This window comes from Streptomyces sp. NPDC090741 (assembly GCF_044769045.1).
GTDB lineage: Bacteria > Actinomycetota > Actinomycetes > Streptomycetales > Streptomycetaceae > Streptomyces.
The window spans coordinates 17,703-29,981 of the sequence record NZ_JBIVXF010000032.1; the positions used below are offsets into that span (position 1 = coordinate 17,703).

Annotated in this window: 9 protein-coding genes; 8 read left to right on the forward strand and 1 reads right to left on the reverse strand. The window is 71.4% G+C overall.

Annotation, left to right across the window (positions count from 1 at the left end; translation table 11 throughout):
- Nucleotides 1–27: 27 nt before the first annotated feature.
- The gene (locus ACIQU4_RS41520) at nt 28–1,794 is read right to left on the reverse strand and encodes a glycoside hydrolase family 15 protein (RefSeq protein ID WP_403742932.1); all 1,767 of its coding nucleotides are present in this window, start codon (nt 1,792–1,794) and stop codon (nt 28–30) included.
- A gap of 555 nt (nt 1,795–2,349) precedes the next feature.
- On the opposite strand from ACIQU4_RS41520, the gene ACIQU4_RS41525 reads away from it, so the two are divergent.
- The 8 genes from ACIQU4_RS41525 (at nt 2,350) to scpB (ending at nt 11,877) form a co-directional block, all read left to right on the forward strand.
- A complete protein-coding gene (locus ACIQU4_RS41525) occupies nt 2,350–3,993 on the forward strand; it encodes a CTP synthase (protein ID WP_403742881.1) in 1,644 nt (547 codons plus the stop codon).
- Between the two features lie 111 nt (nt 3,994–4,104).
- A complete protein-coding gene (locus ACIQU4_RS41530) occupies nt 4,105–4,734 on the forward strand; it encodes an NUDIX domain-containing protein (RefSeq protein ID WP_403742935.1) in 630 nt (209 codons plus the stop codon).
- A gap of 68 nt (nt 4,735–4,802) precedes the next feature.
- Entirely contained in the window at nt 4,803–6,872 is a 2,070-nt protein-coding gene (locus tag ACIQU4_RS41535; protein ID WP_403742884.1) for a tetratricopeptide repeat protein, read from the forward strand.
- A gap of 152 nt (nt 6,873–7,024) precedes the next feature.
- Nucleotides 7,025–8,140, forward strand: coding sequence for an alanine dehydrogenase (ald, locus tag ACIQU4_RS41540; RefSeq protein ID WP_403742887.1), 1,116 nt, complete (start codon nt 7,025–7,027; stop codon nt 8,138–8,140).
- A 459-nt stretch (nt 8,141–8,599) separates the two neighbouring features.
- The gene (locus ACIQU4_RS41545) at nt 8,600–9,637 is read left to right on the forward strand and encodes a ParA family protein (RefSeq protein ID WP_403742890.1); all 1,038 of its coding nucleotides are present in this window, start codon (nt 8,600–8,602) and stop codon (nt 9,635–9,637) included.
- A complete protein-coding gene (locus ACIQU4_RS41550) occupies nt 9,622–10,113 on the forward strand; it encodes a hypothetical protein (RefSeq protein WP_403742892.1) in 492 nt (163 codons plus the stop codon). The genes ACIQU4_RS41545 and ACIQU4_RS41550 overlap by 16 nt, the downstream gene beginning before the upstream one ends.
- Before the next feature lie 109 nt (nt 10,114–10,222).
- The gene (locus tag ACIQU4_RS41555) at nt 10,223–11,260 is read left to right on the forward strand and encodes a segregation and condensation protein A (RefSeq protein ID WP_403742895.1); all 1,038 of its coding nucleotides are present in this window, start codon (nt 10,223–10,225) and stop codon (nt 11,258–11,260) included.
- On the forward strand, nt 11,257–11,877 hold the full coding sequence (gene scpB, locus ACIQU4_RS41560; protein ID WP_403742898.1) for an SMC-Scp complex subunit ScpB: 621 nt from the start codon (nt 11,257–11,259) through the stop codon (nt 11,875–11,877). The genes ACIQU4_RS41555 and scpB overlap by 4 nt, the downstream gene beginning before the upstream one ends.
- Nucleotides 11,878–12,279: the final 402 nt, after the last annotated feature.

A 12,279-nucleotide genomic window follows, 5' to 3' on the forward strand; every position in this document is an offset into this window, starting at 1 on the left:
CGGCGCCGGCCCACCGCGCGCCCGGCCTCAGCCTCCGTACGCCCCGCTCGCCGTCAGGCGCAGGGCCGTGTCGATCAGGGGGACGTGGCTGAACGCCTGGGGGAAGTTGCCGACCTGGCGCTGGAGACGCGGGTCCCACTCCTCCGCCAGCAGCCCCAGGTCGTTGCGGAGCGCCAGCAGCCGCTCGAACAGCTGCCGCGCCTCGTCGACCCGGCCGATCATCGCCAGGTCGTCCGCCATCCAGAACGAGCAGGCGAGGAACGCCCCCTCGTCGCCCTCGAGGCCGTCCACGCCGGCCTCGTCACCGGTCGTCGGGTAGCGCAGGATGAACCCGTCGGGCGTCGACAGCTCGCGCTGGATCGCCTCGATCGTCCCGATGACCCGCTTGTCGTCCGGCGGCAGGAAGCCCATCTGCGGAATCAGCAGCAGGGAGGCGTCCAGCTCCTTCGACCCGTACGACTGGGTGAACGTGTTGCGCTCCTTGTCGTAGCCCTTCTCGCACACGTCCTGGTGGATCTCGTCGCGCATCTCGCGCCACCGCTCCAGCGGGCCGTCCGCGTCCCCGCTCTCGATCAGCTTGATCGTGCGGTCCACGGCCACCCACGCCATGACCTTCGAGTGCACGAAGTGGCGGCGCGGGCCGCGCACCTCCCAGATGCCCTCGTCGGGCTGGTCCCAGTGCTCCTCCAGGTAGCGGATCAGCTTCAACTGGAGCACCGAGGCGTAGTCGTTGCGCGCCAGGCCCGTCATGTGGCCCAGGTGCAGGGCCTCGGTGACCTCGCCGTACACGTCCAGCTGGAGCTGGTGCGCGGCGCCGTTGCCGACGCGGACCGGGCGGGAGTTCTCGTACCCGGGCAGCCAGTCCAGCTCCGTCTCGCCGAGTTCCCGCTCGCCGGCGATCCCGTACATGATCTGCAGGTTCTCCGGGTCCCCGGCGACCGCGCGCAGCAGCCACTCGCGCCAGGCCTGGGCCTCCTCGCGGTAGCCGGTGCGCAGCAGCGAGGAGAGGGTGATGGCGGCGTCGCGCAGCCAGGTGTAGCGGTAGTCCCAGTTCCGGACGCCGCCGATCTCCTCCGGGAGGGAGGTGGTGGGCGCGGCGACGATGCCGCCGGTGGGTCCGTACGTGAGCGCCTTGAGGGTGATCAGGGAGCGGATCACGGCTTCGCGGTAGGGGCCGTGGTACGTGCAGTGGTCGACCCACTCGCGCCAGAACGCGGTGGTGGTCGCCAGCGCCTCCTGCGCGTCGGGGGTCTCCGGGGCGCCCTTGTGGGAGGGCTGCCAGCTGATGCAGAAGGCCTTGCGGTCGCCGGGGCCGACGGTGAAGTCGGAGTACGTCGTCAGGTCCTTGCCGTACGTCTGCGCGTCGGTGTCCAGCCAGACCGAGTCGGGGCCCGCGACGGCGACGGTGCGCCCGTCGACCTTGTGCACCCAGGGCACGACCCGGCCGTAGCTGAAGCGCATGCGCAGCGCGGAACGCATCGGGACGCGCCCGCTGACGCCCTCGACGATGCGCACCAGCTGCGGCGCGTGGTCCTCGCGGGGCGGCATGAAGTCGGTCACGCGGACCGTGCCGCGCGGCGTGTCCCACTCCGATTCCAGGATCAGCGAGTCGCCCTGGTAGCGGCGCCGGGTCGCCGCGGGGGCTTGGGCGCCCCCGGGCACCGCCGGGCCGATGCGCCAGAAGCCGTGATCCTCCGTTCCGAGGATGCTCGCGAAGACGGCATGGGAGTCGAAACGGGGCAGACACAGCCAGTCCACCGATCCGTCCCGGCAGACCAGTGTGGCGGTCTGCATGTCCCCGATCAGTGCGTAATCCTCGATGCGCCCGGACACGTTAGATCTCCCAGTCGAACGGCCACGTCCGCCCCGAAGGGCGCTTGCATTGCGCGGTTGCGCGGTCCCGTGGGTATGGATCCCCGCACTGAGCTCATGATTCCGGATGCGGCCGGGTTACGCCGTCTGCCGGACTGCTCGGCGGCGATGTGATGCGATATCCGAGCAGGATATGACGGCACCCTAGTGATCTCCTGAAGTCTGAGGACAATGTGTCTAGTCCGAATGGGTGACCTGGGTGAATGTCGGCGTGACCGGCCCCGGGGCGGCCGGTGGCGCTCCGTCGAGCGGTCGTGGCGGCGCGTGCCCGGAGGCGGACGGGCCCGGGCGCTGATAGGCTGGTACCCCGTGGACCGGTGGTCTGCCTGTGCGAATCAGGAGCCCCGAAACCGCAGCTTCGGCGCCCCCTTAGAGCCTCCGGTTCGATGGTGGCCGGCGCCGGACGCACCTCAACTTCGCGACCACGGGAGCCCCCTCTTGGCGACGCCGCCCGCTGCTTTTCGAAACAGCACAGCCATGACGACCAAGCACATCTTCGTCACCGGGGGTGTCGCTTCGTCCCTCGGCAAGGGCCTGACGGCCTCCAGCCTGGGTGCGCTGCTCAAGGCGCGCGGCCTGCGGGTCACGATGCAGAAGCTCGACCCGTACCTGAACGTCGACCCGGGCACGATGAACCCCTTCCAGCACGGCGAGGTGTTCGTCACCAACGACGGCGCCGAGACCGACCTGGACATCGGCCACTACGAGCGCTTCCTCGACGTCGACCTCGACGGCTCGGCCAACGTCACCACCGGCCAGGTCTACTCGCAGGTCATCGCCAAGGAGCGGCGCGGCGAGTACCTCGGTGACACCGTGCAGGTCATCCCGCACATCACCAACGAGATCAAGAGCCGCATCCGCCGCATGGCGACCGAGGACGTCGACGTCGTCATCACCGAGGTCGGCGGCACGGTCGGCGACATCGAGTCGCTGCCGTTCCTGGAGACCGTCCGCCAGGTCCGCCACGAGGTCGGCCGCGACAACGTCTTCGTCGTGCACATCTCGCTGTTGCCCTACATCGGTCCCTCCGGCGAGCTGAAGACCAAGCCGACCCAGCACTCGGTCGCGGCCCTGCGCAACATCGGCATCCAGCCCGACGCGATCGTGCTCCGCGCCGACCGCGAGGTCCCCACCTCCATCAAGCGCAAGATCTCGCTGATGTGCGACGTGGACGAGGCGGCCGTCGTCGCGGCGATCGACGCCAAGTCGATCTACGACATCCCGAAGGTGCTGCACACCGAGGGCCTCGACGCGTACGTCGTGCGCAAGCTCGACCTGCCGTTCCGCGACGTGGACTGGAGGGTCTGGGAGGACCTGCTGGACCGCGTCCACAACCCCGACCACGAGGTCAAGGTCGCGCTCGTCGGCAAGTACATCGACCTGCCGGACGCGTACCTGTCGGTGACCGAGGCGCTGCGCGCCGGCGGCTTCGCCAACAAGGCCCGCGTTGAGATCAAGTGGGTCACCTCCGACGACTGCAAGACCCCGGCGGGCGCCGCGGAGGTGCTCGGCGACGTGGACGCGATCTGCGTGCCCGGCGGCTTCGGCGACCGCGGTGTCAACGGCAAGGTCGGCGCGATCACCTACGCCCGCGAGAACAAGATCCCGCTGCTCGGCCTGTGCCTGGGCCTGCAGTGCGTGGTCATCGAGGCCGCGCGCAACCTGGCGGGCATCGCGGACGCCAACTCCACCGAGTTCGACGCCTCCACCCCGCACCCGGTGATCTCCACGATGGAGGAGCAGCTGGCCTTCGTCGAGGGCGCGGGCGACCTGGGCGGCACCATGCGCCTGGGCATGTACCCGGCGAAGCTCGCCGAGGGCTCGATCGTGCGCGAGGTCTACGGCGACCAGGCGTACGTGGACGAGCGCCACCGCCACCGCTACGAGGTCAACAACGCCTACCGCGGCGAGCTGGAGAAGAAGGCGGGCATCGTCTTCTCCGGCACCTCCCCGGACAACAAGCTCGTCGAGTACGTCGAGTACCCGCGCGAGGTGCACCCCTACCTGGTGGCCACCCAGGCCCACCCGGAGCTGCGCTCGCGCCCGACCCGGCCGCACCCGCTGTTCGCGGGCCTGGTCAAGGCCGCGGTGGAGCGCCAGCAGGCCGCGAAGGCCAAGTGACGGTCTGACCGCATAACGTAGACGGCCGGGGCACGGAACGTGCCCCGGCTGTCGCGTTTCTGACGCGTCTTCTGGCGCGCATTCGGAAGGTACGGGGTACGGGTCATGGCCATGGGCATCGCAGACAGCGGGGAGACGTGGGAGGTCATCGCCTCACGAACCCCGTTCGAGGGCGCGAAGACGGCGGTCCGTTCGGAGCAGGTGACCATGCCGGACGGATCGGTGGTGCGCCGGGACTACCAGGTGCACCCGGGATCGGTGTGCGTGCTCGCGCTCGACGAGGACGGCGGCGTGCTCGTGCTGCGCCAGTACCGGCACCCCGTACGGCACAAGCTGTGGGAACTCCCGGCCGGGCTGCTCGACGTACCCGGTGAGAACCCGCTGCACGCGGCCCAGCGGGAGCTGTACGAGGAGGCGCACGTCAAGGCGGAGGACTGGCGGGTGCTCGTGGACTTCTTCGCCTCCCCCGGCGGGTCCGACGAGGCGATCCGGATCTTCCTCGCGCGCGGCCTCTCCGAGGCGGAGGGGGCGCGGTACGAGGTCTCGGAGGAGGAGGCCGACATGGAGGTCGCCCGCGTCCCGCTCGCGGACCTGGTCCGCGGCGTCCTGGAGGGCCGGCTGGGCAACCCGGGCCTGGTGACGGGGGCCCTGGCCCTGTCGGCCGCGCTCGCCGCCCCGGGCGGTCTGGACACCCTGCGCCCGGCCCAGCCCCCGTGGCCGGCCCGCCCGTACGAGGCGTAGGGGGCGTCCGGCCCTTCCTCCCGGGCCCGCGGGAGCGTGGTGTGACGATCCGCTGATCCGATTGGGCGATGTGTCCGCCGCGCTCCACACGGGTCGTCGCTCTGCGTGAACTACGCTCGCAACCCGAAGGCAGGGAGAGGAGCGGATCCGTGACGGATTTCGTCGGGCGGCGGCGTGAGCTCAAGGAGCTGCGCGAGGACATCGCACGGACCGGGCTCGACACCCTCTCGGGACGCAAGGCCAAGGCGCCCCGGGCGCGCGTACTGCTCGTCGCCGGGCGGCCGGGGTCGGGCCGCACCGCCCTCGCCGAGGCGTTCGTCCGCGAGGTCGGCGAGGACTACCCCGACGGGGTCCTGCGCACCCGCCTCACCTCCCCCGGCGGACAGACCGTCACCACCGAGCGGGCGATCCGGACCCTGCTGGAGGGGCTCGGCGAGCCCACGCCCCCCGGCGCCGCCGAGGACGAGCTCAGCTCCGCCCTGCGCGCCGCCCTCGCCCACCGCAAGGCGATCCTGCTCGTCGACGACGCCGCCGATCCGTACCAGGTCGACGCCCTGCTGCCGGACACCCCCGAATGCCTCGTCGTCATCACCGCCGAGGGGCCGCTCACCGGGATTCCGGATGTCCGCCCCTGCACCCTCGGCGGACTCGACACCCCCTCCGGGGTCCGGATGCTCGCCCAGCGCATCGGGGACACCCGGATCGCCGTCGACCCCCGCGCCGCCGAGGGCCTCGCCGAGGAGTGCGGAGGGCAGCCCGCCGCGCTGGCCCTGGTGTGCGGCTGGCTCGCCGCACACCCCAAGGCCGCCGTCTCCGACGTGGCCAAGCAGCTCCACGACATGCCGCCCGGTACCGCCGGCCCGCTCGGCCGCGGCTTCCGGCTCGTCTACGAGTCCCTGCCGCAGCCCGCCCAGCGCACCCTCCGGTTGCTGCCGCTGGCCCCCGCCGGGATCGTCGACTCGCACACCGCCTCCGCCCTCGCCGGCTGCTCCGTGGCCGCCGCCCAGTCCACCCTGGAGGACTTCGCCGGGCTGGGCCTCCTGCGCCATGCCTCCGACGGGCTCTTCCTGCTGCCCGGCTGCCTCGTACCGCTGCTCCAGGCCCTGCTGGAGACCAAGGAGCGCCCCGCCGAGGTCGAGCTGGCCCGGGCCCGGATGCTGGAGCGCACCGTACGCCTGCTGCACTCCTGCCGGGTCATGGCCCGGCCCGACGACGCCGGGGCGAACGGCGCGGACGAGGCGGACGTACGGGAAAGGCTGGACGGGCTGCCGCGCGCGCTGCGCTTCCCCGACCGGCGGGCCGCCGCCACCTGGCTCGACACCCGGCTGCCCGCGCTGTCGGCGGCCGCCTCACTGGCCGTGGCCGACGGCGGCCTGGACACCCTGGCCCGCCGGCTGGTCGCAGCCCTCGTACGGGCCCTCGCGGAGCACCGCGGCACCGCCGAAGCCGCTCCCGAGCTGTACGGGCTGCACCGGCTGGTCCTGGACGTGGCCGAGCGCCGCGGCCTGCACCGGGAGCAGGCCGCGGCCCTGCTGAACCTGGCCGACCTGGACGCCGAGACCGGCCGGACCCAGGAGGCACTGGAGCGCTACCGGGCCGCGCTGGACGCGGGACGGGCGGCGAATGACCCGTACGCGACGGGCCGCGCGATGGAATCCGTAGGCGGCGCGTACCAGGAGCTCGCGGACTGGCACCGGGCCGCCGACTGGTTCGGCCGGGCCCTGTCCCAGGCCCTCGCGCGCGGGGAGCGGGCGGACGAGGCCCGGCTGTACGGACGGCTCGGCAACGTGCACACGTACGCGGGCCGCTACGGGGACGCGCTGCGCAGCTGGCGGACGGCCGCCGCGGGGTACCGGAAACTGGCCGATGTACCCGGCCAGGCAAAGGCGTTGAGCGAAATGGCGCGAATCCAGGAGTACGCCGGGCGGCCCGAGGAATCGCTGCACACCTGCCGCGAGGCGGTGGAGCTCGCGCGCCGGGCCCAAGACCTGCGGCTTCAGGCCGCGCTCCAGGTGCGCCTCGCCGACACCCTCGACCGGCTGGGCGACCCGGCCGCCGCAAGGCTGCACCGGTCTGCGGCCGACAGATTGCTGGGAGACGACCCCGCAGCCTGCGAAATCCGTAGTGGTTCCGACTGAGATTATTGGTTTGCAAGGCTAGACAGCGCGTCGTCCTTCATTAGACTGGCTTCACCACGACATCCCGTGGTGCATCCCGTTGCGCGTTCTTGTGGGCGGGTATGTATGAAAGTGCCCCGAAAAATCCCCTGAGCCAAGGACCGTGATCGACGATGAAGGTCGGCATCCCCCGCGAGGTCAAGAACAACGAGTTCCGGGTCGCCATCACGCCCGCCGGCGTGCATGAGCTGGTCCGGGGCGGCCACCAGGTCTTCATCGAGCAGAACGCCGGTGTCGGCTCCTCGATCACGGACGCGGAGTACGTCGCCGCCGGCGCCGAGATCCTCGGTACCGCGGACGAGGTCTGGGCGACCGCCGACCTGCTGCTGAAGGTCAAGGAGCCCATCGCCGAGGAGTACCACCGCCTCCGCAAGGACCAGACCCTCTTCACCTACCTGCACCTCGCGGCCTCCCGCGAGTGCACGGACGCCCTCCTGGAGTCCGGCACCACCGCCATCGCGTACGAGACGGTCGAGCTCGCCAACCGCGCGCTCCCGCTGCTCGCCCCGATGTCCGAGGTCGCGGGCCGCCTGGCCCCGCAGGTCGGCGCCTACCACCTGATGCGCTCGGCCGGCGGCCGCGGCGTGCTCCCCGGCGGCGTCCCCGGCACCCACGCCGGCGAGTGCGTGGTCATCGGCGGCGGCGTCTCCGGCTGGAACGCCGCGCAGATCGCCATCGGCATGGGCTTCCACGTGACCCTGCTGGACCGCGACATCAACAAGCTCCGCGAGGCCGACAAGATCTTCGGCACGAAGATCAAGACGATCGTCTCCAACGCCTACGAGCTGGAGAAGGCCGTCGTCGAGGCCGACCTCGTCATCGGCGCCGTCCTGATCCCGGGTGCGAAGGCCCCGAAGCTGGTCACCAACGAGCTCGTCGCCAAGATGAAGCCCGGAAGTGTCCTTGTCGACATTGCGATCGACCAGGGCGGCTGCTTCGAGGACTCCCGTCCGACCACCCACGCCGAGCCGACCTTCCAGGTCCACAACTCGGTCTTCTACTGCGTCGCCAACATGCCGGGCGCGGTGCCGAACACCTCCACCTACGCGCTGACCAACGCCACGCTGCCCTACATCGTGCAGCTCGCGAACCTCGGCTGGGTCGAGGCGCTGCGCCGTGACCCCGCGCTCGCGCTGGGCCTCAACACCCATGACGGCCAGGTCGTTTACGGTCCGGTCGCCGAGGCGCACGGCCTGGCGACCCTTGAGCTGAGCACGCTGCTCGGCTGATCGGTCAGACCCCGTCAACGACTGACGTCAATCTCACGTATCCGGCCGGACCTTGCCCCCAAGGTCCGGCCGGAGGCGTTTGCGGGGTACGGGCCGGCGCGGCTCAACTCGCCTCGAACGTAACCCTTTAACCCTTTCGCACACCCGCGAAACTTCGCGGTGACGGCCTGGACGCCCTTGACAGAGTGGTGTTCGGTTGCCGACACATCGTTGCCGGTCCGACGGATTGTGTTGCCGCTGAGTGGTGACACGCCATAGAGTCGCCAACCGTCGGCATGGTGCCACGCTGACCTATCGATAAGTGTCCTGGTCACGTCCGAGGAGGTAAGACGACTTGTGAATGAGTCGACATTTGCTCCCGGAGGTGGTCGAGCAGGGACGCCAGAGCGGGGCCAAGGAACCGGCGGGCTCGAAGCGGTCGGCTCCGTCGCGGTCCGCACCTTCGCAAACCACCAGCACATGACGACGCCCCGAAAGAGCATGGACGGCCTAGACGTGAACTCCAGGGCCGGCGACCTGAGCGGCGAAAAGCCCGTGGGTTTCGCCGACTACGAAAACGTGCCCGAAGGGCACTTCTACGACCCGGACGCGGAGTACGAGCCCGACCCCGAGTACGCGGCCACCCTCGCCCCCGACGCTGCCCGCCAGCGCCGGGAGCGGATCGGCCCGACCGGACGGCCGCTGCCGTACTTCCCGATCCCGGGTCCGCTGACCGACCACGGTCCGGCGAAGATCATCGCGATGTGCAACCAGAAGGGCGGCGTGGGCAAGACCACGTCGACCATCAACCTGGGTGCGGCGCTCGCCGAGTACGGGCGCCGCGTGCTGCTCGTCGACTTCGACCCGCAGGGCGCGCTGTCCGTGGGCCTCGGCGTGAACCCGATGGAACTCGACCTGACGGTCTACAACCTGCTCATGGAGCGGGGCATGTCGGCCGACGAGGTGCTGCTCAAGACCGCGGTCCCCAACATGGACCTGCTGCCGAGCAACATCGACCTGTCCGCCGCCGAGGTGCAGCTGGTCAGCGAGGTCGCGAGAGAGTCGACGCTGCAGCGGGCGCTGAAGCCCCTGATGGCCGACTACGACTACATCGTGATCGACTGTCAGCCCTCGCTCGGCCTGCTGACCGTGAACGCCCTGACGGCGGCTCACAAGGTCATCGTGCCGCTGGAGTGCGAGTTCTTCGCACTGCGCGGTGTGGCGCTGCTGACCGAGACCATCGAGAAGGTGCAGGAGCGGCTCAACCCCGAGCTGGAGCTCGACGGCATCCTCGCCACGATGTACGACTCCCGTACGGTGCACAGCCGCGAGGTGCTGGCGCGCGTCGTCGAGGCCTTCGACGACCACGTCTACCACACGGTCATCGGCCGTACGGTGCGCTTCCCGGAGACCACCGTCGCCGGTGAGCCGATCACCACGTACGCCTCCAACTCCGTCGGGGCCGCCGCCTATCGCCAGCTGGCCAGGGAGGTGCTCGCCCGGTGTCCCGCCGAGTGAGTCTGCCCGGAGCCGACGAACTGTTCCGTACGACCGGGGGGATGGCGCTCCAGTCGTCCTCGCCGAGGCGGGGCCCGGAGGAGTCGACCGCCGGGGAGCACGCGGCGGCGTCGGCTGAGGGCACGGCGGGCGAGGGTCGCAGCCGGGAGGCCGCGGCGGCCGCCGCGGAGTCGGTGGTGGGTCCCCGGCGCCCGCAGGAAGGTTCTGTCAGCCCGGAGCCCCGTCGGGGCAAGGGCCAGGGCCGCGGGGCGAACCGCCGGCCCAGCGGGCGCGAACGGCACGACGAGAAGATCACGGTCTACGTCTCCGCCGAGGAGCTCATGGACCTGGAGCACGCGCGGCTGGTGCTGCGCGGCGAGCACGGGCTGGCGGTGGACCGCGGCCGCATCGTCCGCGAGGCGGTGGCGGTCGTGCTCGCGGACCTGGAGTCCCGCGGCGACGCGAGCATCCTGGTCCGCAGACTCCGCGGCCGCTGACCGTCCGGACGTCCGACGGGCGGGCGGGTCCTTTGGCCGGGCGGCTCCGCGTTCGTGGGAGCCTTGGCCCTGGCCGATCGGCCGCCCATCCGTACCACCCTGGACTGCGATGCCCTCTCCCGCCGAACCCGGCCGCCCGACCCGCCGGAGCCTGGGCCGCGGCCCGGGCGCTCCCGCCGCGGCGGACGAGGCCCCCGAAAGCCCTGACGCTCCCGCTGCGCCGCTCGCGCGGGCCGCGGTGGCCCCGGAGCCCGCAGGCGGCCCCGCGCCCGCTGAGCCCCCCGCCGAGGGGCGGGAAGACGGCGGCGAGCACTCCGCTTCCCCCGGGGCCCCTGGGGAGGGGCGGGACGGGAGCGGGCGGTTCACGCTGCGGCTGGCCAACTTCGAGGGGCCCTTCGATCTGCTGCTCCAGCTGATCTCCCGGCACAAGCTCGACGTCACCGAGGTGGCCCTCTCCAAGGTCACCGACGAGTTCATGGCGCACATCCGCGCCATGGGCCCCGACTGGGACCTCGACCAGACCACCGAGTTCCTCGTGGTCGCCGCCACCCTCCTCGACCTGAAGGCCGCCCGTCTGCTGCCCGCCGCAGAGGTCGAGGACGAGGCGGACCTCGCCCTGCTGGAGGCCCGCGACCTGCTCTTCGCCCGGCTGCTCCAGTACCGCGCGTACAAACGGATCGCCGAGATCTTCGAGCAGCGCGCCGAGAGCGAGGGCCGCCGCTACCCGCGCACCGTCGGCCTGGAGGACCAGCACGCCGAGCTCCTGCCCGAGGTCGTCATCGGCATCGGCGCCGAGGGGTTCGCCCGGCTGGCGGTCAGGGCCATGCAGCCCAAGGCCGAGCCCCAGGTCTACGTCGACCACATCCACGCCCCGCTCGTCAGTGTGCGGGAGCAGGCCGCGGTGGTGGTCGCGCTGCTCAAGGCGCGCGGCGAGGCCACCTTCCAGGAGCTGACCGAGGACGCCGGCGACACCCTCACCGTCGTCGCGCGCTTCCTGGCCCTCCTGGAGCTCTACCGCGAGAAGGCGGTGGTCCTCGACCAGGAGGAGGCCCTGCGGACGCTCACCGTCCGCTGGAGCGGCGGGGACGGCGACGGGATGCCGACCGTCACCGACGAGTTCGACCGGATCGTGGAGGTCAAGGAATGAGCGACGTGGCCGAGCTCGCGCTGAAGCCCGCCCTGGAGGCCGTCCTCATGGTCGTGGACGAGCCCGCGACCGAGGCGCACCTCGCCAAGGTGCTGGACCGCACCCCGCGCGAGGTCGCGGACGCCCTGCGCGAGCTGGCCGACGAGTACACCGTCCAGGGGCGCGGCTTCGAGCTGCGGCTCGTCGCCGGCGGCTGGCGGTTCTACACCCGGGCGGAGTACTCGGACGCCGTCGAGCGCTTCGTACTGGACGGCCAGCAGGCCCGGCTGACCCAGGCGGCCCTGGAGACCCTGGCGGTGGTCGCGTACCGCCAGCCGGTGAGCCGTTCGCGGGTCTCGGCGGTCCGCGGAGTGAACTGCGACGGGGTCATGCGGACCCTGCTCCAGCGGGGTCTGGTGGCCGAGGCGGGCACGGAACCCGAAACAGGTGCGATCCTGTACAGGACGACGAACTACTTTCTGGAGCGGATGGGCCTGCGCGGCCTGGACGAGCTCCCGGAGCTCGCGCCCTTCCTCCCCGAGGCGGACGCGATCGAAGCCGATACGCAAGAGGGTGTTCCGTCGTTCGATCCGGATGCACCGGATACCGATGAAGACGACAAGACGACGGAACTTTGATGCGAAGCAGCGGCAACGGCAACGGTGGCGGCAACAGGAACAGCGGCGGCGGTGGTGGCGGGCGCGGTAACACCCGCGGCGGCTCCTCCTCCGGCGGCGGTGGCTACCGCAGCGGTAGCTCCAGTGGTGGAGGCGGCCAGCGCGGCGGCTCCTCCGGCGGTGGTTACCGCGGCGGGAGCTCCAGTGGTGGCTCCTCCTCCGGTGGTGGTTACCGTGGCGGGAGCTCCAGTGGTGGCTCCTCCTCCGGTGGTGGCTACCGTGGCGGGAGCTCCAGTGGTGGCTCCTCCTCCGGCGGTGGTTACCGCGGCGGGAGCTCCAGTGGTGGCTCCTCCTCCGGTGGTGGCTACCGTGGCGGGAGCTCCAGTGGTGGCTCCTCCTCCGGCGGTGGTTACCGCGGCGGGA